Origin of the sequence: Streptomyces sp. NPDC050703 (assembly GCF_040654435.1) — a bacterium.
Classification (GTDB): Bacteria; Actinomycetota; Actinomycetes; order Streptomycetales; family Streptomycetaceae; genus Streptomyces.
Window position 1 is genome coordinate 1 of the sequence record NZ_JBFAHX010000001.1, and the last position, 20,098, is coordinate 20,098.

Here is a 20,098-nt window from a genome sequence, read left to right on the forward strand (position 1 = left end):
GCGACCGGGCGGCCGGAACGGACGCGCTGGATCAACAGCCGCCTGCCATGAACAGTCAGCCGGGCATTACGGTGGGACACGAAGACCTCCGTGTGGTGCAGTCCTAGACAGCTCCACCACACCGGAGGTCTTCGCCTTTGATCAAGACCCCCGTGTCAACAACGCTCGTGATCAATACATCTAGGGCGTGTTCCGGCCCTCGTCCGTCAGCTCACGCGGCGGGCCCGGTGCTTGACGCCGCGCAGCCTGACCGTGGCGGGCAGGCTCGCGAGGCCCGCCGAGTCCCGGGCGTGGGCGAGGGTCTCGGCGCTGAAGCGGTGCAGTGCGTCGGCGGGCGCGGCGTGGGGTTGCAGGGCGAGGTCCGCGCGCGCCCGCGGCCTGCCGCGCCGCCCGGTCAGGACGACCCTGGCCCGCTCGACGCCGTCCCGCGTCTCCGCCTCGCCGGCCATGGCGTTCTCCAGGGCGCGCCCGCGCAGCAGGGCGCCCTCGCCGTCGCCGGTCTCCACCAGGACCTCCGCGAGGCGGCGCCTGCGGAGCTGGGCCGCAAGCCACCACAGCGTGAGCAGCACGAGCAGCGCGAGGGCGCCGATGACGACCGGCCAGAACCATCCGGCGTCCCGCCAGCGGGTCCGGTCCCCGGCGTCGAGCAGGACGTCGTGCCGTCCGTCGTGCATCCACCAGGAGGGCGGCGGCGCACCGAGCCCCACGGCGAGCACCGAGCCGCCGAGGACGAGCAGGACGAGCCCCGCCAGGGCCAGGAGTACGCGGTTGACGGTGCGCAGCATGGCGTTCACCCCTTCCTGCCGGGCCGGGCGACATGGATCGAGACCCCGGGCGGACGGACGAGCCCGAGGTCGTGGACGCCGTCGGCCAGTGCCGCGTCGAGGTCGCCGCGTACGTCGTCGGGGTCGCGGAAGTGCGAGACGGCACGCACGCGCACCTTGGAGCGCTTCACGCGGACCCGCGCGGACTGCACGCCCGGCACGTCCATCGCGCGGTCGCGCAGCATCGTGGCGGCGGCGGTCCGTGCCAGCCCCGCGTGCACGTCGGAGTCGGTGCGCCGCATCGGCAGGAGGCCGCGCTGCCCCGGGGTGACGGCGAGCAGGAGCAGCCAGAGGCCGAGCGCCGCGGCCACGCCCGCCCCGACGAGGACCGCGGTGTCGTCGAGGGGTCGCTCCCCCAGCTCCCCGGCGAGCTCGCGCCGCCAGTGCATCGCGGGGCGGTCGGCGCGTACGGCGACGACGTCGTACAGGAGCAGTCCCGTACCGGCGAGGAACAGGACGGCGAGCAGCGTGGCGGGCACCCGGCGGCGGGACCAGAACCGTCCGGACCCGCGGCCCTCCCCGGCGAGCGTGGGCGGCGGCCCGTGTCCGCCGGCGGAATCCGGCCGGCCCGGCTCGGCCCCGGGCCGTGTCTCCTCGGGCCGTGTCTCCATGGGCCGTGTCTCCTCGCCGTGGGCCTCTTCGGAGCGGGCCTCTTCGGCGAGCGGCAGCGGCCGGGTGCCGTCGCCGTCCTTGGCCTCCCTCATCGTGTCCTCCCCTGTGCCGCGGCGCGGACCCGCGCCGAGTGCAGCCGCTCCACCTGGACCGCCACTTCGGGCACCTCCATGCCCGCCAACGTCCGCACGCGCTCGGCGACATGGCGGCGCACCTCGCCGCAGCGGCCGCCGATGTCGCAGGGGTAGTCCAGTTCGAGGCTGACGCGGACGCGGGCGCTGCCCTGGTTCACGGCGACCGTGGCGTGCGGCGGTGAACCGTCGGCCGGCACCTCGTCCACGGCCTCACGCGCCGCCCGCGCGGCGATCTTCGCGACGACCCGGTCGGCGATCCGGGTGGCGCCGCGCTCCCCCGGCGCGACCTGTGCCGCCACCGCTCACCCCCGCCGGTCGCCGCGCGAGCGGAAGAACTCGCCGGGTTCCAGGTCCCCCTCCAGGAACCGCCCGGCCACGAAGCCGACGGCGCCCAAGGCTGCCACCAGCAGGAACGCCCCGAATCCACCGAAGTATCCGGCGAAGCCGAGCGCCATCCCTGCCACCATGCCGATCACGGCCATGCTCATCGTGCGCTCCTCATCGTGCACTCCCTGCTGGTGCTACTGGAGGCGGCCCTCGGGTTCCTCGTCGTCCTCGTCGGGCAGCTTCACATCGCTCACGGCGATGTTGACCTCGACGACCTCAAGACCGGTCATGCGCTCCACGGCGGCGACCACGTTCTCCCGCACGTCACGGGCGAGATCGGCGATCGAGACGCCGTACTCGACGACGATCTCCAGGTCGAGCGCGGTCTGCACCTCGCCGACCTCGGCCTTCACTCCGCGCGAGACGGACTTCGTGCCGCCGGGCACCCGGTCGCGCACGGCGCCGAAGGTCCGCGCGAGGCCGCCGCCCATCGCGTGCACGCCCTCGACGTCACGCGCCGCGAGCCCGGCGATCTTCTCGACGACGCCGTCCGCGATGGTGGTCTTGCCGCGGCCCCCGGGGGCGCCGCCGCCACTCGTATGCCCGGTCCGGCCTCCCGCCGAAGCTTCCGTCGAGGAGTCCTGCCGCAGCGTCTGAGACGTCTTCCGCTGTCCGATGTCGGTCATCGCCGTCTCCCGTCCGTTCCGAAAGGGGATCTGTCTTCTTCCGCCACATTAAGTCCGGTTACGCCGCAGCGCTCCGGGGATGCGGCAGGCTGGGGAGCATGACGGGTGACGGTTGGAGCCAGACGGTACGACGGCAGCTCGGGCTCGGCAGGGTGCTGCCGCTCGGTGGCCCGGAAGACGGCACATGGGTGACGGAGGCGGCGGCGGACGGAGCGCTGCGCGGGGCGGCGCGCGAGGTGAGCGGCGTACGCCTGGGCACGCTCCGCATCGCCCTCGCCGATCCGGAGGACACGCGGGCCCCGGCCGTGCCGCCTCCGCCGAGCGCGCTGCCGCCGGGGCCGCTGCGGATCACGGCGGACTTCGCGGCCGTCTCGACCGCGCCGCTGCCCGCCGCGGCCGACCGGCTGCGCGCGGCGCTCCGTACGGCGGCGGACCGGCTCGGCCTGGTCGCCCCCGAGGTGGACCTGCGCGTGACGGCGCTGCTCGACGACGCGGACGGAGCCGAACGGGTGACGCCGGGTGCTCCGGCCGGCGTACGCCAGGAGCCGGACGAGGGTGCGGCTGCGCCTGACGGCCACGGCGACGCGTCGCGTGCGGGACGTGCGGCGCTCGCCGTTCCCGGGGTGGTCCGGCTGACGCGCGCGCTGGGCCCGGCCGTGCACATCGAGGAGCGCCCCTCGGCCCACGCGCTGCCGCGCCGTCACGCGCGCGTGGAGCTGGCCACCGGCGGCGGCCACCGCGCCCTCGACGTGGCGCTGGCGGTCCGCGCGGCGGTGGCGGCGGCCCTGCCGGACCATCCCTCGGTGGCGGTACTGGTCACCGACGTGGACTGAGAGCCTGTGTCATAACCCCGGCCGGGCTCACGGCACGGGCTCGCTCAGGGGACGGGCCCACACGTGGCGCGGGCCTTCAGTCGCCGAGGCCCGCGAGGTCGCGGAGCCTGCGGCCCTGAGCGGCGCGCTCGGCGGTGCGCTGCTCCTCGTACGTGCGGTCCGTGGCGCCCTGGAGCAGCGCCTTGGTCTCGATGACGGCGTCGCGTGGCGCGGCGACGAGGGCGGCGGCCAGGTCGTTCGCGGCGGCGCCGAGCTGGTCCGCGGGGACGACGAGATTGGCGAGGCCCACCCGCTCGGCCTCGTCCGCGTGGACGAAGCGTCCGGTGGCGCAGATCTCCAGGGCGCGGGCGTAGCCGACGAGGCCCACCAGCGGATGTGTGCCGGTGAGGTCGGGGACCAGGCCGAGGCTGGTCTCGCGCATGGCGAACTGCACGTCGTCCGCCGCGATCCGCAGGTCACAGGCGAGCGCGAGCTGGAAACCGGCACCGATGGCGTGCCCCTGGACGGCGGCGATCGACACGATGTCGCTCCGCCGCCACCAGGTGAACGCCTCCTGGTACTCGGCGATCGTGGCATCGAGGACACGGTCCTCGCCGCGTGCCATGTCTATGAAGGACGGCTCGCCGTCGAAGCCCTCGGGCGTGAACGCCTGCCGGTCGAGGCCCGCGGAGAAGGACTTGCCCTCGCCGCGCAGCACCACGACACGGACGCTGCCCGGCAGCAGCTGACCCGCCTCGGCCAACGCCCTCCACAGCGCGGGAGATTGGGCGTTTCGCTTGGCCGGGTTGGTCAGCGTCACCGTGGCGACGGCCTCGTCGATGGTGAGGCGTACGCCGTCCTTGTCGAGAACCGGTGCGAGCTCGCTGTCGGTCGAAGCCATGGGTGCCTCCGGTGGGGTGCGGTCGGGCCGGGCGCGCCTGAGCGCCCGTAAGTGACTGCACAGTAACCACCCGGCCGATCGCGTGACCGACCGGGTGGCCACCATCGGACCATGGAGCAGCGCGCCGCCGAGATCAGCCGGCGGCGGCCTTCTTGCCTCGCGTCGCCCCGCCGCGTCCCCGCAGCGTGACGCCGGACTCGCTCAGCATCCGGTGCACGAAACCGTACGAACGGCCGGTCTCTTCGGCCAACGCCCGGATGCTCGCACCGCCGTCGTACTTCTTCTTCAGGTCTGCCGCGAGCTTGTCGCGCGCGGCGCCGGTCACCCGGCTGCCCTTCTTCAGAGTCTCGGCCACCCGTGCCTCCTCATGGGAAGTGCGCTCTGGACTTCTCATGATCACCCCTCGTGGGCTTCCTGGCCACCCATTCGGCAAGGTCGGTACGACGATGTTCGGCGCTCCGGATGCGTCCACCACGAGTGGAATTAACGATTCCGCACCAGGGAATTTCCGCACGAGAACCGGCGCCACGGAGAACAAGCAGGTCAGGGGCGTCCGAAGCAGGCGCCTTCCCCACCCCACAGCGGGGCGACAAAATCCGTGTAGGACACACCTCGGTACGAGGACAGCTCACACAGATGAGGGATCACGGATCGGCCGAATGATCCATACCCAGTGGATCAGTGGTTCGATCACGCGGAGTGGACGCCGTCGCGGGCGGCGGGGCGACCGCCGCCGCGACGGGGCTCAGGCGAGGGCCACCAGGTCCGCGTAGTCCTGGCCCCACAGGTCCTCCACGCCGTCCGGCAGCAGGATGATCCGCTCCGGCTGGAGGGCCTCCACCGCGCCCTCGTCGTGGGTGACGAGGACGACCGCGCCCTTGTAGGTGCGCAGGGCGCCGAGGATCTCCTCGCGGCTCGCCGGGTCGAGGTTGTTGGTGGGCTCGTCGAGGAGCAGGACGTTGGCCGACGAGACGACCAGGGTCGCGAGCGCGAGCCGGGTCTTCTCACCGCCGGAGAGCACCCCCGCGGGCTTGTCGACGTCGTCCCCGGAGAAGAGGAACGAGCCGAGCGTCTTGCGCACCTCGACCAGGTCGAGGTCGGGGGCGGCCGAGCGCATGTTCTCCAGGACCGTGCGCTCGGGGTCCAGGGTCTCGTGCTCCTGTGCGTAGTAGCCGAGCTTGAGGCCGTGGCCCTCGATGACCTGGCCCGTGTCCGGCTTCTCGGCGCCGCCGAGCAGCCGGAGCAGCGTGGTCTTGCCCGCGCCGTTGAGGCCGAGGATGACGACCCGCGAGCCCTTGTCGATCGCGAGGTCGACGTCGGTGAAGATCTCCAGCGAGCCGTACGACTTCGAGAGCCCCTCGGCCATCAGCGGCGTCTTGCCGCACGGCGAGGGCTCGGGGAAGCGGAGCTTGGCGACCTTGTCGCTCTGGCGGACCTCCTCCAGGCCCGCGAGGAGCTTGTCCGCGCGGCGCGCCATGTTCTGCGCGGCCACGGTCTTGGTGGCCTTCGCGCGCATCTTGTCGGCCTGCGAGTGCAGGGCGGCGGCCTTCTTCTCGGCGTTCTGCCGCTCGCGCTTGCGGCGCTTCTCGTCGGACTCGCGCTGCTGCTGGTAGAGCTTCCAGCCCATGTTGTAGACGTCGATCGCGGAGCGGTTGGCGTCCAGGTAGAAGACCTTGTTGACGACCGTCTCGACGAGGTCGACGTCGTGGGAGATCACGATGAAGCCGCCGCGGTACGTCTTCAGGTAGTCGCGGAGCCAGACGATCGAGTCGGCGTCGAGGTGGTTGGTCGGCTCGTCCAGGAGGAGCGTGTCGGCGTCCGAGAAGAGGATGCGCGCCAGCTCGATGCGGCGGCGCTGACCGCCGGAGAGCGTGTGCAGCGGCTGGCCGAGCACGCGGTCGGGGAGGTTGAGCGCGGCGGCGATGGTGGCGGCCTCGGCCTCGGCGGCGTAACCGCCCTTGGTGAGGAACTCCGTCTCCTGGCGCTCGTACTGCTTGAGGGCCTTCTCGCGGGTGGAGCCCTGGCCGTTGGCGATGCGCTGTTCGTTCTCGCGCATCTTGCGGATCAGCGTGTCCAGGCCGCGCGCGGAGAGGATGCGGTCGCGGGCGAGCACGTCGAGGTCGCCGGTGCGGGGGTCCTGCGGGAGGTAGCCGACCTCTCCGGAGCGCGCGATGGTGCCGCCCGCGGGGGTGCCCTCGCCCGCGAGGCACTTGGTGAGGGTGGTCTTGCCCGCTCCGTTGCGGCCGACGAGGCCGATGCGGTCGCCCTTCGCGATACGGAAGGTGGCGTTCTCGATGAGGATGCGGGCGCCGGCGCGCAGCTCGATGCCGGAAGCGGTGATCACGGGGGTACTCCTGAACAGGGTGGACGGCGAGAGGGACGACTGCGGGTGGTCGGGACCGGTGTCTACGCCGTCCAACTGAGGAGAGGAGCTGCCATGGCAGCCATTCTAACGGCCCGACGCAACTAGTTTTCTGGTCGCCCGGCGCCGCCGTCCCGGCCGCCGCCGCCCACGGCGCCGCGCCCGCCGTCGCGCCCCGGCACGCCGTTGCCGAGGGGGGTGCGGCCCGGAACGATTCTCCCGTAGTCGTCGACCGCGATGACCTGGGAGGTCCAGGGGACGGCCCGGCCCGTGCAGGGCTGGGCGACCATGAGGGCCCCGCCCCGCCGGAGCGCGCGTGCGGGCTCGAAGGCGCAGCCGGGGCGGGCGGGCAGCACCCAGCGCAGATCACCGTCGGCGGCGCGGTAGGCGGCGATGCGGTGCGGGGTGACGACGGCCAGCATGCGGGCGCCGGGGCTCAGCGGGCGCAGCACTCCCGCGCCGCCGCGGGCCCCGGGGGTGCGCAGCCAGGCGGCGCCGGCCGGGATGGCGCGGTGCCAGCGCACGGAGCCGCCGTCGCGGGCGGTGTCGGTGACCAGGCCGTCGCTCCAGAGCGCGAAGGCGTGCCCCGGAGCGGCGAGCAGCGTGACGGAGGCGCGCCCCTTCCGCGTGTACGTCCAGCGGGCCGCGCCGCTTCCCCGGTCGTACGCCTCCACGGCGCCGCCCCTGGTCCGCAGCCCGGTGGCGCCGCCGTCCCCGGGCGCGTGGACGGTGAGGCGGTCGCCGTAGGGGGCCGGCCGCGAGTGGTGGGCGGCGGTGATCAGTGGCACGGCGAGCAGCGCGAGGGCCACGGGCAGGGCGATACGGGTGCCCCGGCGGGCGGCGGGCGGCGGAGCGGACATGGGCCCCCCTTCGGTACCTGTGCCACGGATCAGGCGCAGAGCGTAGCGGCGGGGTCCGCACGGGCCGCCGGGGGCGCGGGCGACACGGCGGGCGGGGCGGCCCCCGTCGCCCGTTCGGCTCTGGGCCGGGGGCCGCTCACTCGCCGCCGGTGTGCACCTGGAAGGCGGCACGGCGCACGGCCTTGGCGAGCGCCGGGTCGGGGTGCGCCGCGGCGAGCGCGACCAGGACCTGGACCGTACGGGGGTGTCCCGCGCGGCGCACCTCGTCGAGCAGGGCCGGGACCGTGGGCTGGACCGCCGACTCCAGGTGCCGCACGAGCAGGTGGGCCTCGCCGTGGTCCGCGACGGCCGCCGCGGTGTCGATCCAGAGCCAGGTGGACTCCTCGCGGCTCAGGACGAGGTGGACGTCCTCGGGGTCGGCGCCCTCCTGCTCGGCGAGCCAGAGCAGGGCGTACGGGCGCAGGGACGGCTCGTCCACCACGGTCCTGACGTCGGGCTCGGCCGGGGCGCCGACCACGCGCAGGGCCTCGAAGGCGAGGCCGCGCAGCAGGGCGTCCTCGCCGCGGGCGGCGGTGAGCAGGTCGGTGACGGCGCTGCCGACGGGGCGGGCGGCGAGCCAGGCGCGGTATTCGGCGCGGGCGGCGTTGGGCCGCAGGCGCGCGCAGCCGCGCAGCATGTCCTCGGCGGACTGCTCGATGTGCCCCGCGGGGCTCTGCGCGGCGACGCAGATCTGCTCCAGCTTGACCCAGACCGCCCAGCTGCCGAGCGGGGTGAGCGTGGCCTGCCCCTCGGCGTAGGTCAGCGCGCCGACGGCGGCGAGGCCGCGCAGGGCCCAGTCGAGCAGGGCGGGCAGCGGGACCGCCTCCGCGCTCTGGTCGGCCGCGGGTTCGGGCTGGTCGTAGGGGATCTCGCAGCGCTCCGTGCGCAGTTCCTCGACACGCTGCTCCAGGAGGTCGAGGAGCTGCGGCACGGGGACGGGCCCCGCCGAGAGCTGGAGGAAGGAGAGCAGCTGCGGCATGGCCTCGACGGCTTCGGCGACCGCGGCGGGCGGCAGGTCGGCGGGCGCGGGGTGCGCGAGCGACCAGGCGTCGAAGAGGGCGACCCAGCCGCGCAGCACGGCGGTGTCGTCGCGGTTCCAGGCGCGCAGCCGCCAGCCGGGGCGGGCGCTGTCGCCGTGCACCTCGATGAGGCCCGCGAGGCGTGCGGTGTCCCAGTGGGCCCGCACCTGACCGGGGGTCAGTCCCAGCTCCGCGGCGGCCCGTCGGGCGGTCGCGTCCGAGAGGGTGCCCTTGCCGTCGGGGGTCGCGCCGCCCGGGCCGGGGCGCAGCGCGGCGTCGGCCCAGCGGGCGATCCGCACGGCGTCGGCGAGGCCCGCGCGCGCCCCGCGCGCCAGCTCCGACGGCGGCGGCGTGCCCTCGGGTGGCCGGGGCGTTCGCCGGCGCGTGCGCCGGTGGCTCACCGCGCCCGGGGCGGCGGAGAGGGGGCGCGCTGGGTCGCGCTGGGCGTCTCCTCGCCGGTCGGCCCTCGGGGAGGGGGCGCGGACGAGTCGGAGCCTGGAGTCGCGCGGGGTACGGGACGTCACGGGAGCAGTCTTCCTGTTGACGGTCCGAAAACCCAAACGGAATGGCGACGGCGGCTCTTGGGGCCCGCGCCCGGGGGCCGGGGACTCCTCCTCGTCATGGTGGCCGAGGGGTCACATCAAGGGGACGAGGAAGCGGCGCAGCGCCTCCTCGTAGCCCGCGGGGTCGGCGTTCCACATGGCGCCGTGGGGCGCGCCGTCGACGGTGTGGGTGGTGACGAGGTCCGGGCGGCGCCCGGCCAGTGCGCGGGAGAGGCCCCAGGGCGCGACGACGTCGTCGGGGCCGTGCACCAGGAGGGCCGGCACCCGCAGCGCGCCGGGGTCGGCGGCCGCGGGGGCGCGGTCGTCGCGCAGGCCCGTGCGCCCCTGGGCGGCGCGCACCGCGAGCGGGAGGAGCGGGCCGGGGGTGCGCCGGGCCGAGGCGAGGGCGCGCAGGGTGGTCTCCCAGTCGAGCACGGGGGAGTCCAGGACGAGGCCGCTGATGTGCTCGCGCAGGGCCGAGCGGGCGGCGGCGTGCAGGCACATGGTGGCGCCGGTGGACCAGCCGTGCAGGACGACGTGGCGGGCGCCGCCGCGCACGGCGTAGCGGATGGCGGCGTCCACGTCGCGCCACTCGGTCTCGCCGAGGTGGCCGAGGCCGTCCGGGGAGCGGGGCGCGCCCGGGTCGCCGCGGTAGGCGATGTCGAGCACCGGGAGCCCGAGCCGCCGCAGGAAGTCCAGGACGACCATCGGGTGTTCGCGGGTGGTGCCGAGGCCGTGCACGGTGATGACCCAGGTGTCGCGGGTGCCGGGCACGAACCAGGCGGGCAGGCCGCCGAGCTCGCCGGGGACGACGACGTCCTGGTGGTCGATGCCGAGCGCGGTGCGCGGGTCGCCGACGTGGACCTGCGGGGTGAGCCTGACCTTCGCCCCGGCGTGCAGGGTCCCCCGGGTGACGGCCCGGAGGCGGCGTACGACGGTGTCGGCCTTGTGCGGCACCGATTCCAGGACGGGGCCGACGACGGCGTGGACGCCGTCGCCGGTCAGTCCGTAGGTGCCGGGACGCCGGCTGGCGATGGCGCGGGTCAGCGTGACCCGGTCGGGGGTCGTGGCGTGCACGGTGAGCCGGGGCTCCGTCGGCAGGGGGCGGCCCGCCGGGGCCCTGAGGGCGGCGTCGCTCGCGAACCGGCCCGCAGCGATCGCGGCTGCGGCCGTCCCCAGGGCGGCGGTGACTGCGGTGACGGCCGCTGCCGTCGCTTTGGCTGGACGCACCGCTCCAGTGTCCGGGCCGGGGCGCCGGGGGGCCAGTGGGCGGCGGCCACGGGGTGACGTGGCGGCGGAACGCCAGCGGAGCCGCTCCCCGCTCCGTCGGGCCGCGGACCAGGGGCCGAAGTTGCGTATCGCTCGTGCCATGGAGACCTTCTGCCCGCGATGGGCGGCGGCACCGTCGCGGATGACGGCGCGGATGACGGCGGCGGCCGGGCGGCGGCACCGTCAGGGTCGCGGCTGCCCGTATCCCCGCAGGCGCTCCTGGGCCGCCTTGAGCTGGTCTCCGGTCAGGAGCGAGGGGGTACGGCCGGGGACCGAGGAGGCGGTGAGCCAGAGGCGGCACATCCACTCCAGCTGGGCGGTGCGGTCGTAGGCCTGGGTCAGGGAGGTCCCGTAGGTGACCGTGCCGTGGTTGCGCAGGAGGCAGCCGGTGCGTTCCCGCAGGGCGTCCAGCATGGCGTGGGCCAGTTCCTCGGTGCCGTAGAGCGCGTAGGGGGCGACGCGGACCGGGCCGCCGAGGAGGCCCGTCACGTAGTGGACCGGCGGCACCTCGTCCACCAGCAGGGACACGGCCGTGGCGTGCACGGCGTGGGTGTGGACGACGGCCTTCGCGTCGGTGGAGCGGTAGACCGCGAGGTGCATGGGCAGCTCGCTGGTCGGCGCCAGGCCGCCGATGACCTGCCGGCCCGCCAGGTCGACGCCGACCACGTCCGCCGGGCGCAGCCGGTCGTAGGGGACACCGGTCGGGGTGATCAGGACCGTGTCGCCGACGCGCACGGAGACGTTGCCCGACGTGCCGACGACGAGTCCGTCCCGCACGGTCCTGCGTGCGGTGTCCACCAGCTCGTCCCACGCCGCCCCGACCGCCTCGTCCGGGGCCGCCTCGTCCGGGGCCGCCTCGTCCGACGCCGCGCCGTCCGGGGCCGCCCCGGGGACGTTCCGCTCCGTGCCCTGCCCGGGGTGCTGCCGCTGCTCGGTCATGCGGCGATCCTGCCAGCCGGAGGGGGCGCGCTGAAGGGGTCCGCGCGCCGGTCCGTACGTCTTTCCGCCCCTCCGGTCGCGGGGCGCGGGTGACGCGCGAGCGGCCTTCGCCGGACGTCGGGTGACCAGGATCTCCTCGCCGGTTTCCGGGGCCGCACGAGGACCCGGGCCCGGGCGTGCCCCCAGATGGCGGAGGGCGACACTCCGCCCGATTTGCAGGGCCCGGAGGGTCCGTCCGTACTCTCGGAAACGGAGGCTCGGTCGATGCGGAGCGAACGCACTCCACTTCGGGTCACCGCACCGCCCGGCCGAGTTCATCTTCCGTTCACCCGGGTTACCTAACTTCCCATTGCCACTGACGTCCAACAGAAGCCTGGGTAAATGGAACACATCACGCTTCTCCTCGGGATCGTGATCGTCACCGCTCTCGTGTTCGATTTCACGAACGGTTTCCACGACACTGCCAACGCGATGGCGACGACCATCTCGACCGGCGCTCTCAAGCCCAAGACGGCGGTGGCCATGTCCGCCGTGCTCAATCTCGTCGGCGCCTTCCTCTCCGTCGAGGTCGCCAAGACGATCTCCGGCGGCATCGTCAACGAAGACGGCCTCAAGACCGAGGTCATATTCGCCGCGCTCGTCGGCGCGATCCTCTGGAACCTGCTGACCTGGCTGGTGGGCCTGCCCTCCAGCTCCTCCCACGCGCTCTTCGGCGGCCTCATCGGCGCCGCGGTCATGTCGATGGGCTGGTCGTCGATCAACGGCGGCACCGTCGTCACCAAGATCCTGATCCCGGCCCTCGCCGCGCCGCTCGTGGCGGGCCTCGCCGCGATGGTCGCCACGCGCCTGACCTACCGGATCGGCCGCGACACCGACACCAGGGCCACCGCCAAGGGCTACCGCGCGGGCCAGATCGCCTCCGCCGGCCTGGTCTCGCTGGCCCACGGCACGAACGACGCGCAGAAGACCATGGGCATCATCACGCTCGCCCTGGTCACCGGCGGAGTCCTGAACCCGGGCGCGAACCCCCCGATGTGGGTCATCGTCTCGGCCGGTGTGGCCATCGCCCTCGGCACCTACCTCGGCGGGTGGCGCATCATCCGCACCATGGGCAAGGGCCTGACCGACCTCCAGCCGCAGCAGGGCTTCGCCGCCCAGACCAGCGCCGCGACGGTCATCCTCGCCTCCTCGCACCTCGGCTTCTCGCTCTCCACCACCCAGTCCTGCTCCGGTGCGGTGATGGGCGCGGGCCTCGGCCGCAAGGGCGGCGTGGTCCGCTGGTCCACGGCCACCCGCATGTTCGTCGCCTGGGGCCTGACCCTGCCGGCCGCGGGACTGGTCGGCGCGGGCGCCGAGCTCCTCACCAAGCAGGGTGCCTGGGGCGTCGCGGCCACCGCCGCGTTCCTGATCGCCGGCTCGGCCGTCATCTGGGTGCTCTCCCGGCGCAACGCGGTCGACCACACCAACGTCACCGCCGACGAGATCCGCCACGACGACGGCGGCCCCGCGGAGCCCGCGGGTGTCGTGACCACCGCGATCGCCGCCGTCACCCCGCCCCCCGCGGGCCCGGTGACGGCCGCCGACGCCTCCACGGACGACCCGGTCAAGGCCACCATCGCGGGCCCGACCACCGCCACGACCGGAGCCATGGCGGACCCCGCCCGGCCCGCGACGGTATAAGGACGGATCAGCATGAACATCGACTGGGCAGCACTCGGCTCCGTCTTCGGAGTCAGCCTCGTGGTCACGGTGGCCCTGGTGGGCCTCTTCACCCTCGGCATCGTCGGCCTCTCCAAGCAGGAGACGGCCTCCGCGTCGGGCGGCGGCTCCGCGGCCCTGGCCCGCACCGGCGCGTACGCCTGCTTCGCGCTCTGCGCGGCGGCGGTGGCGTACGGGATCTTCCTGATCGTCGTCTGACGAGCCGGGCCCGAGAGGGGCGCGTGGCGTACTGAACGCCACGCGCCCCTCTTGCGCGTACGCACCCCTCATGCGCCTACGGGCCCCGGCGCGGCATGTGGGCCCCGACACACTCCTCCGGCGCAGGTCAACGGCGAGTTGACGGGCGTTCGCGAGGCGTGGTGGACTGCCGGGGCCAACTACGGCGGCAGCAGAGGAAGCCGGTGCGAATCCGGCGCGGTCCCGCCACTGTCAGCGGGGGAACTCCCCCGCGAGCCAGGAACTCTCACCGCCGATCACGTCGAACCAGGGCGCGGACACCCTGAGTGAGGACATCTGCCATGCGCGGCGATCGTGACTTCGCGTACGGCGCCGCCGCCGGATTCCTCGGTGACCTGCTGCTCGGCGATCCCCGCCGCGGCCACCCGGTCGCCGCGTTCGGACGTGCCGCGGGCGCCGTCGAGCGGGTGCTGTGGCGCGACCACCGCGGGTGGGGCGCACTGCACACCGCGGTATGCGCCGGAGGCGCCGCCGGGGCCGCCGCCCTCGCCTCCGCCCTCGTACGCCGCTCACGCGCAGGCTCGGTCACGCTGACCGCCGCCGCGACCTGGTCCGTGATCGGCGGGACCTCGCTCGGCCGTGAGGCGCGCGCCATCGGCGGTGCCCTGCGGGACGGCGACATCGAGGCGGCCCGCGAACGGCTGCCGCACCTGTGCGGGCGCGACCCCCAGGCCCTCGACGCGGACGGCATCGCGCGGGCCGTGGTGGAGTCCGTCGCCGAGAACACCTCCGACGCGGTGGTGGGCGCGCTGGTCTGGGGCGCGATCGGCGGTGTGCCGGGACTCGTCGCCTTCCGCGCCGTCAACACCCTGGACGCCATGGTGGGCCACAAGTCCCCCAGGTACCGCCGCTACGGCTGGGCCTCCGCCCGTCTCGACGACGTCTTCGGCTGGCCCGGCGCCCGGCTCACCGCCGTACTGGCCGTCCTCGCGGGGGACTCGCCGCGCGGGGCGGTACGGGCGTGGCGCGCCGACGCCGCGCGGCATCCGAGCCCCAACGCCGGTCCCGTCGAGGCCGCCTTCGCCGGGGCGCTCGGGGTACGGCTCGGCGGGACCCTCTCGTACGCGGGGCGGGTCGAGCACCGGCCGGTCCTGAACACCCACGGCCGCCCCGTCGGGGGCGGCGACATCGAACGGGCCGTGCGGCTCTCCCGGCGGGTCGGCCTGCTGGCCCTCGGCGTCTCGATCGCCGCACGGGCGGGACTGCGTGCCGTCGGCAGCAAGAGGAAGGGGCTCCCCTCATGAGTGGTGGACTGCTCGTCGCCGGGACCACGTCGGACGCCGGGAAGAGCGTCGTCACCGCGGGCATCTGCCGGTGGCTGACCCGCAAGGGCGTGTCCGTCGCGCCCTTCAAGGCGCAGAACATGTCCCTGAATTCCTTCGTCACCCGCGAGGGCGCCGAGATCGGCCGGGCGCAGGCCATGCAGGCGCAGGCCGCCCGCGTCGAGCCGACCGCGCTGATGAACCCGGTGCTGCTCAAGCCCGGCGGAGACCGCTCCAGCCAGGTCGTGCTGATGGGCAAGCCGGTGGGCGAGATGAGCGCGCGCGGCTACCACGGGGGGCGCCAGGCCGCCCTCCTCGACACCGTCGTGGGGTGCCTGGAGGAGCTGCGGGGCACCTATGACGCCGTGATCTGCGAGGGAGCGGGCAGTCCCGCCGAGATCAACCTGCGGCGCACCGACATCGTGAACATGGGCATCGCGCGGGCCGCCCGCTTCCCCGTCCTCGTGGTCGGGGACATCGACAGGGGCGGGGTCTTCGCGTCGTTCTTCGGGACGACCGCGCTGCTGAGCGCCGCGGACCAGGAGCTGGTCGCCGGGTACCTGGTCAACAAGTTCCGGGGCGACGTCTCCCTCCTCGAACCGGGGCTCGACATGCTGCTCGGCCTCACCGGCCGGCGCACGTACGGCGTGCTGCCGTTCCAGCACGGGCTCGGCATCGACGAGGAGGACGGCCTGCGCGTCTCGCTGCGCGGCGCGGTCCGCGAGTCCGTTCTCGCCCCGCCGGTCGGCGACGACGTGCTGCGGGTCGCCGTGTGCGCGGTGCCGCTGATGTCCAACTTCACGGACGTGGACGCGCTGGCCGCCGAGCCGGGCGTCGTCGTGCGGTTCGTGGACCGGGCCGAGGAGCTGGCCGACGCCGACCTCGTGATCGTGCCGGGCACGCGCGGCACCGTGCGCGCCCTGCGGTGGCTGCGGGAGCGCGGCCTCGCCGACGCCCTGGCGCGGCGCGCCGCCGAGGGGCGGCCCGTGCTCGGGATCTGCGGCGGCTTCCAGGTGCTCGGCGAGCACATCGAGGACGACGTGGAGTCGCGGGAGGGCTCCGTGGACGGGCTCGGACTGCTGCCGCTGCGGGTGCGGTTCGCCCGCGAGAAGACGCTGGCCCGACCGGTGGGCGAGGCCCTCGGGGAGCCGGTCGAGGGGTACGAGATCCACCACGGCGTGGCCGAGGTCGGCGGCGGCGAGGCGTTCCTCGACGGCTGCCGGGTCGGGGAGGTGTGGGGCACGCACTGGCACGGGTCGCTGGAGAGCGACGGCTTCCGGCGCCGCTTCCTCGCCGAGGTGGCGCGCGCGGCGGGGCGCCGCTTCGTCCCCGCGCCCGACACCAGCTTCGCCGCGCTGCGGGAGGAACAGCTCGATCTGCTCGGCGACCTGATCGAGGAACACGCGGACACGGACGCGCTGCTCGGCCTGATCGAGAACGGGGCGCCCGCGGGGCTGCCGTTCATACCGCCGGGGGCGCCGTCGTGAGCACCCCCGAAGTCACCCCCGTCACCTCAGTCAAGGAGGCCCCGTGAGTACCCCGTATCCCTTCACCGCCCTCGTCGGGCAGGACGATCTGCGGCTCGCGCTGCTGCTGAACGCCGTCTCGCCCGCCGTCGGCGGCGTGCTCGTACGGGGTGAGAAGGGCACCGCCAAGTCCACCGCCGTGCGCGCCCTTTCGGCGCTGCTGCCCGAGGTGCCGGTCGTCGCCGGGTGCCGGTTCTCGTGCGACCCGGCCGCTCCGGACCCCAACTGCCCCGACGGGCCGCACGAGGCGAGCGGCGCGACCGCGCGTCCCGCGCGCATGGTGGAGCTACCGGTCGGCGCGTCCGAGGACCGGCTCGTCGGCGCCCTGGACATCGAGCGGGCGCTCGCGGAGGGCGTGAAGGCCTTCGAGCCGGGGCTCCTCGCCGAGGCGCACCGCGGCATCCTCTACGTGGACGAGGTCAACCTCCTCCACGACCACCTGGTCGACCTCCTCCTGGACGCCGCCGCGATGGGCGCCTCGTACGTGGAGCGCGAAGGCGTCTCCGTGCGGCACGCCGCGCGGTTCCTCCTGGTCGGCACCATGAACCCCGAGGAGGGCGAGCTGCGCCCGCAGCTCCTCGACCGGTTCGGGCTCACCGTCGAGGTGGCCGCGTCCCGTGAGACCGACCAGCGCGTGGAGGTCGTACGGCGCCGCCTCGCCTACGACGACGACCCCGAGGCGTTCGCCGGCCGCTGGGCCGGCGACGAGGCCGCGCTGCGCGAGCGCGTCGTCGCGGCGCGGGCGCTGCTCCCCCGGGTCACCCTGGGCGACGGCGCGCTGCGCCAGATCGCGGCGACCTGCGCGGCGTTCGAGGTCGACGGCATGCGCGCGGACATCGTGATGGCCCGCACGGCGACCGCGCTCGCGGCCTGGGCGGGGCGTACGGACGTCGAGAGCGAGGACGTGCGGCAGGCCGCGCTGCTCGCGCTGCCGCACCGGAGGCGCCGCAATCCGTTCGACGCCCCGGGGCTCGACGAGGACAAGCTTGACGAGACGCTGGACGAGGCGCGCGAGGACGACGGTCCCGAGCCCCCGGACGGCGACGGCGGGCCCGGCGGCGGTGGCGGCGGGCAGCCCCCCGCCGACGGCGGCCCCGACTCCCCCGGCCTGCCGTCCCAGAACCAGGGCGAGGGCGAGGGCTCCGGCCAGGAGGACGCGCCGGCCCCGCAGGCGCCCGCCCCCGGCGGCCCCGGCGAGCAGCAGGCCGTACCCGCCACCGAGCCGTTCCGCACGAAGGCGCTGAGCGTCCCCGGCATCGGCGAGGGCGCGGCCGGGCGGCGCTCGCGGGCCCGCACCGAGCATGGGCGCACGACGGGTTCGCGGCGGCCCCAGGGCTCGCTGACCAAGCTGCACCTGGCCGCGACGGTGCAGGCCGCCGCCCCGCACCAGCGGGCGCGCGGGCGTTCGGGCACCGGTCTCGTCGTACGCCGTGACGACCTGCGGCAGGCCACCCGCGAGGGGCGCGAGGGCAACCTGGTGCTCTTCGTCGTGGACGCCTCCGGTTCGATGGCGGCCCGGCAGCGCATGAGCGCGGTCAAGGGCGCGGTGCTCTCCCTGCTCCTCGACGCCTACCAGCGGCGCGACAAGGTGGGTCTCGTGACGTTCCGCGGCTCGGCCGCCGAGGTGGCGCTGCCCCCGACGTCGTCGGTGGACGCCGCCGCCGCGCGCCTGGAGACGCTGCCGACCGGTGGGCGCACGCCGCTCGCGGCCGGGCTGCTCAAGGCGCACGACGTGCTGCGCGTGGAGCGGCTGCGGGACGCGGCCCGGCGTCCGCTGCTGGTGGTGGTGACCGACGGGCGGGCCACGGGCGGTGTGGAGCCGGTGGCGCAGGCGGGCCGCGCGGCCCGGCTCTTCGCGGCCGACGGCGTGGCATCGGTGGTCGTCGACTGCGAGTCGGGCTATGTACGGCTCGGCCTCGCGGGCCGGTTGGCGGGCGAACTCGGCGGGACCGCCGTGACGCTCGACGAGCTGCGGGCGGACTCGATCGCCGGGCTCGTCAAGGACGTACAGGGACACGGAAACCACTCCAGGAAGGCCGCGTAATGCCGCAGGGACAGCCGAGTGTCGTACCGGACGACGGACTCACCACGCGGCAGCGCCGCAACCGTCCGCTCGTCTTCGTCCACACGGGCATCGGCAAGGGGAAGTCGACCGCCGCGTTCGGGCTCGCGCTGCGGGCCTGGAATCAGGGGTGGCCGATCGGTGTGTTCCAGTTCGTGAAGTCGGCGAAGTGGAAGGTCGGCGAGGAGAACGCGCTGAAGGTCCTCGGCGCCTCCGGCGAGGGCGGCACGGTCGCCTGGCACAAGATGGGCGAGGGCTGGTCGTGGATCCAGCGCGCCCCCGCCGAGGGCGAGCAGACCAACGAGGACAAGGCCCGCGAGGGCTGGGAGCAGGTCAAGCGGGACCTCGCGGCGGAGACGTACAAGCTGTACGTGCTCGACGAGTTCGCCTACCCCATGCACTGGGGCTGGATCGACGTCGACGAGGTCGTCCAGGTCCTCCGCGACCGTCCCGGCACCCAGCACGTCGTCATCACCGGCCGCAACGCGCCGCCGGAGCTGGTCGACTTCGCCGACCTGGTGACCGACATGTCGAAGGTCAAGCACCCGATGGACGCGGGCCAGAAGGGCCAGAGGGGCATCGAGTGGTAGCTCGCCTCGTCATCGCGGCGCCGTCGTCCGGCAGCGGCAAGACGACCGTCGCGACGGGCCTGATGGCCGCCTTCGCGGGGGCCGGGCTCGCCGTCTCCCCGCACAAGGTCGGGCCCGACTACATCGACCCCGGCTACCACGCGCTGGCGACCGGCCGCCCCGGCCGCAACCTCGACGCGTACCTGTGCGGGCCCGACCTGGTCGCGCCGCTGTTCGCGCACGGCGCGGCCGGGTGCGACCTGGCCGTCGTCGAGGGCGTGATGGGGATGTACGACGGGGCCGCGGGCCAGGGCGAACTGGCCTCCACGGCCCATGTCGCGAAGCTGCTGCGGGCGCCGGTCGTCCTGGTCGTCGACGCCTCGTCGCAGTCGCGTTCGGTGGCCGCGCTGGTCCACGGCTTCGCCTCGTGGGACCCCGGGGTGCGGGTCGCGGGCGTCATCCTCAACAAGGTCGGCTCCGACCGGCACGAGGCGCTGCTGCGGGAAGCCCTGGACGAGTCCGGGGTGCCGGTGCTCGGTGTGCTGCGCCGGGCGGCGCGGGTGAACACGCCCTCGCGGCACTTGGGCCTCGTGCCGGTCGCCGAGCGGCGGGCGGAGGCGGTGGATTCGGTCGCGGCGTTGGCCTCGCAGGTGCGGGACGGGTGCGACCTGGACGCCCTGTTCGCCCTGGCGCGCAGTGCGGGTCCCCTGCCGGGGGAGGCATGGGAGCCCGCGTCCGCGCTCGGGGCGTCACCGGCTTCGCCGCGTCCGTCCTCGAACGCCGGACGGGCTCTGTCCCGCCCCGTCGTCGCCGTCGCCGGCGGGGCCGCCTTCACGTTCTCCTACGCCGAGCACGCCGAGCTGCTGCGCGCCGCCGGCGCGGAGGTCGTGACGTTCGACCCGCTGCGCGACGAGCGGCTGCCCGAGGGCACGGCCGGCCTCGTCATCGGGGGCGGGTTCCCCGAGGTGTACGCGCCCCAGCTGTCCGCCAACGAACGGCTGCGCGAGGCCGTGGCGGAACTGGCGCTCTCCGGGGCGCCCGTGGCCGCCGAGTGCGCGGGGCTGCTGTATCTGACCCGTGAGCTGGACGGGGAGCCGATGTGCGGGGTCCTCGACGCCAAGGCGCGCATGTCGGAGCGGCTGACCCTCGGCTACCGGGAGGCCGTGGCCGTCTCCGACGGTGTCATCGCCGCCGCGGGCACGCGGATGCGGGGGCACGAGTTCCACCGCACCGCGGTCGAGCCGGGGGCGGGGGCGTCGCCCGCCTGGGGCCTGCACGCGCCGAAGCGCCGCGTCGAGGGCTTCGTCCAGGGGAACGTGCACGCCAGCTACCTGCACACGCACTGGGCCTCGGAGCCCGGCGTCGCGCGGCGCTTCGTCGAGAGCTGCGCGCCGTGA

General features: G+C 74.7%; 21 protein-coding genes and 1 riboswitch. Of the genes, 8 read left to right on the top strand and 13 right to left on the bottom strand.

The window, feature by feature from the left end:
* The 6 genes from AB0I16_RS00005 to AB0I16_RS00030 all read right to left on the bottom strand — a co-directional run.
* A partial coding sequence (locus AB0I16_RS00005) for a leucine zipper domain-containing protein (protein ID WP_363247295.1) occupies positions 1–80 on the bottom strand: 80 nt, incomplete at its 3' end.
* A gap of 126 nt (positions 81–206) precedes the next feature.
* Positions 207–785 carry an alkaline shock response membrane anchor protein AmaP gene (gene amaP, locus AB0I16_RS00010; protein ID WP_363246977.1) on the bottom strand — a complete coding sequence of 193 codons (579 nt, stop codon included), beginning with the start codon at positions 783–785 and terminating at the stop codon, positions 207–209.
* 5 nt (positions 786–790) lie between these two features.
* Positions 791–1,528, bottom strand: coding sequence for a DUF6286 domain-containing protein (locus AB0I16_RS00015; RefSeq protein WP_363246978.1), 738 nt, complete (start codon positions 1,526–1,528; stop codon positions 791–793).
* Positions 1,525–1,869: a hypothetical protein gene (locus AB0I16_RS00020; protein ID WP_363246979.1), complete on the bottom strand. Its 345-nt coding sequence runs from the start codon at positions 1,867–1,869 to the stop codon at positions 1,525–1,527. The genes AB0I16_RS00015 and AB0I16_RS00020 overlap by 4 nt, the downstream gene beginning before the upstream one ends.
* Before the next feature lie 3 nt (positions 1,870–1,872).
* A complete protein-coding gene (locus AB0I16_RS00025; RefSeq protein WP_363246980.1) occupies positions 1,873–2,058 on the bottom strand; it encodes a hypothetical protein in 186 nt (61 codons plus the stop codon).
* Between the two features lie 33 nt (positions 2,059–2,091).
* Positions 2,092–2,583 (bottom strand): Asp23/Gls24 family envelope stress response protein, encoded by a 492-nt coding sequence (locus tag AB0I16_RS00030; RefSeq protein WP_363246981.1) that lies wholly within the window; start codon positions 2,581–2,583, stop codon positions 2,092–2,094.
* Between the two features lie 98 nt (positions 2,584–2,681).
* Here AB0I16_RS00030 and AB0I16_RS00035 point away from each other — a divergent pair, with 98 nt between their 5' ends.
* Complete coding sequence (locus AB0I16_RS00035) at positions 2,682–3,416, top strand: nucleopolyhedrovirus P10 family protein (RefSeq protein ID WP_363246982.1); 735 nt, start codon at positions 2,682–2,684, stop codon at positions 3,414–3,416.
* Positions 3,417–3,492: 76 nt separating this feature from the next.
* On the opposite strand, the gene AB0I16_RS00040 is transcribed toward AB0I16_RS00035, so the two are convergent.
* From AB0I16_RS00040 to AB0I16_RS00070, 7 genes are all read right to left on the bottom strand, one after another.
* Positions 3,493–4,296, bottom strand: a complete 804-nt coding sequence (locus AB0I16_RS00040; RefSeq protein WP_363246983.1) for an enoyl-CoA hydratase/isomerase family protein — start codon at positions 4,294–4,296, stop codon at positions 3,493–3,495.
* Positions 4,297–4,429: 133 nt separating this feature from the next.
* Complete coding sequence (locus AB0I16_RS00045) at positions 4,430–4,651, bottom strand: helix-turn-helix domain-containing protein (protein ID WP_055550175.1); 222 nt, start codon at positions 4,649–4,651, stop codon at positions 4,430–4,432.
* Between the two features lie 390 nt (positions 4,652–5,041).
* On the bottom strand, positions 5,042–6,640 hold the full coding sequence (gene abc-f, locus AB0I16_RS00050; RefSeq protein WP_062771902.1) for a ribosomal protection-like ABC-F family protein: 1,599 nt from the start codon (positions 6,638–6,640) through the stop codon (positions 5,042–5,044).
* Positions 6,641–6,762: 122 nt separating this feature from the next.
* Positions 6,763–7,518, bottom strand: coding sequence for a hypothetical protein (locus tag AB0I16_RS00055; protein WP_363246984.1), 756 nt, complete (start codon positions 7,516–7,518; stop codon positions 6,763–6,765).
* A 136-nt stretch (positions 7,519–7,654) separates the two neighbouring features.
* Positions 7,655–9,100 carry a hypothetical protein gene (locus AB0I16_RS00060; RefSeq protein ID WP_363246985.1) on the bottom strand — a complete coding sequence of 482 codons (1,446 nt, stop codon included), beginning with the start codon at positions 9,098–9,100 and terminating at the stop codon, positions 7,655–7,657.
* 111 nt (positions 9,101–9,211) lie between these two features.
* Positions 9,212–10,348, bottom strand: a complete 1,137-nt coding sequence (locus AB0I16_RS00065; RefSeq protein WP_363246986.1) for a hypothetical protein — start codon at positions 10,346–10,348, stop codon at positions 9,212–9,214.
* 222 nt (positions 10,349–10,570) lie between these two features.
* Positions 10,571–11,326, bottom strand: a complete 756-nt coding sequence (locus tag AB0I16_RS00070; protein WP_363246987.1) for a class II aldolase/adducin family protein — start codon at positions 11,324–11,326, stop codon at positions 10,571–10,573.
* A gap of 381 nt (positions 11,327–11,707) precedes the next feature.
* Here AB0I16_RS00070 and AB0I16_RS00075 point away from each other — a divergent pair, with 381 nt between their 5' ends.
* From AB0I16_RS00075 to AB0I16_RS00105, 7 genes are all read left to right on the top strand, one after another.
* On the top strand, positions 11,708–13,006 hold the full coding sequence (locus AB0I16_RS00075) for an inorganic phosphate transporter (RefSeq protein ID WP_363246988.1): 1,299 nt from the start codon (positions 11,708–11,710) through the stop codon (positions 13,004–13,006).
* Positions 13,007–13,018: 12 nt separating this feature from the next.
* Positions 13,019–13,243 (top strand): hypothetical protein, encoded by a 225-nt coding sequence (locus tag AB0I16_RS00080; protein ID WP_363246989.1) that lies wholly within the window; start codon positions 13,019–13,021, stop codon positions 13,241–13,243.
* Between the two features lie 192 nt (positions 13,244–13,435).
* Positions 13,436–13,508: riboswitch (cobalamin riboswitch) on the top strand.
* 55 nt (positions 13,509–13,563) lie between these two features.
* A complete protein-coding gene (locus AB0I16_RS00085) occupies positions 13,564–14,526 on the top strand; it encodes a cobalamin biosynthesis protein (protein WP_363246990.1) in 963 nt (320 codons plus the stop codon).
* Positions 14,523–16,031 (top strand): cobyric acid synthase, encoded by a 1,509-nt coding sequence (locus tag AB0I16_RS00090; protein ID WP_363246991.1) that lies wholly within the window; start codon positions 14,523–14,525, stop codon positions 16,029–16,031. Before AB0I16_RS00085 ends, AB0I16_RS00090 begins: the two co-directional genes overlap by 4 nt.
* Before the next feature lie 43 nt (positions 16,032–16,074).
* The gene (locus AB0I16_RS00095; protein ID WP_363246992.1) at positions 16,075–18,114 is read left to right on the top strand and encodes a putative cobaltochelatase; all 2,040 of its coding nucleotides are present in this window, start codon (positions 16,075–16,077) and stop codon (positions 18,112–18,114) included.
* Positions 18,114–18,722 carry a cob(I)yrinic acid a,c-diamide adenosyltransferase gene (gene cobO, locus AB0I16_RS00100; RefSeq protein WP_363246993.1) on the top strand — a complete coding sequence of 203 codons (609 nt, stop codon included), beginning with the start codon at positions 18,114–18,116 and terminating at the stop codon, positions 18,720–18,722. The genes AB0I16_RS00095 and cobO overlap by 1 nt, the downstream gene beginning before the upstream one ends.
* Positions 18,716–20,098, top strand: coding sequence for a cobyrinate a,c-diamide synthase (locus AB0I16_RS00105; protein ID WP_363246994.1), 1,383 nt, complete (start codon positions 18,716–18,718; stop codon positions 20,096–20,098). The genes cobO and AB0I16_RS00105 overlap by 7 nt, the downstream gene beginning before the upstream one ends.

Bases quoted from the DNA above. Each gene is read 5' to 3' on its own strand.
- amaP (WP_363246977.1), bottom strand. From the start codon at position 785: ATGCTGCGCACCGTCAACCGCGTACTCCTGGCCCTGGCGGGGCTCGTC.
- AB0I16_RS00080 (WP_363246989.1), top strand. From the start codon at position 13,019: ATGAACATCGACTGGGCAGCACTCGGCTCCGTCTTCGGAGTCAGCCTC.
- AB0I16_RS00015 (WP_363246978.1), bottom strand. From the start codon at position 1,528: ATGAGGGAGGCCAAGGACGGCGACGGCACCCGGCCGCTGCCGCTCGCC.
- cobO (WP_363246993.1), top strand. From the start codon at position 18,114: ATGCCGCAGGGACAGCCGAGTGTCGTACCGGACGACGGACTCACCACG.
- AB0I16_RS00070 (WP_363246987.1), bottom strand. From the start codon at position 11,326: ATGACCGAGCAGCGGCAGCACCCCGGGCAGGGCACGGAGCGGAACGTC.
- AB0I16_RS00035 (WP_363246982.1), top strand. From the start codon at position 2,682: ATGACGGGTGACGGTTGGAGCCAGACGGTACGACGGCAGCTCGGGCTC.
- AB0I16_RS00040 (WP_363246983.1), bottom strand. From the start codon at position 4,296: ATGGCTTCGACCGACAGCGAGCTCGCACCGGTTCTCGACAAGGACGGC.
- AB0I16_RS00090 (WP_363246991.1), top strand. From the start codon at position 14,523: ATGAGTGGTGGACTGCTCGTCGCCGGGACCACGTCGGACGCCGGGAAG.
- AB0I16_RS00025 (WP_363246980.1), bottom strand. From the start codon at position 2,058: ATGAGCATGGCCGTGATCGGCATGGTGGCAGGGATGGCGCTCGGCTTC.
- AB0I16_RS00085 (WP_363246990.1), top strand. From the start codon at position 13,564: ATGCGCGGCGATCGTGACTTCGCGTACGGCGCCGCCGCCGGATTCCTC.
- AB0I16_RS00055 (WP_363246984.1), bottom strand. From the start codon at position 7,518: ATGTCCGCTCCGCCGCCCGCCGCCCGCCGGGGCACCCGTATCGCCCTG.
- AB0I16_RS00030 (WP_363246981.1), bottom strand. From the start codon at position 2,583: ATGACCGACATCGGACAGCGGAAGACGTCTCAGACGCTGCGGCAGGAC.
- AB0I16_RS00075 (WP_363246988.1), top strand. From the start codon at position 11,708: ATGGAACACATCACGCTTCTCCTCGGGATCGTGATCGTCACCGCTCTC.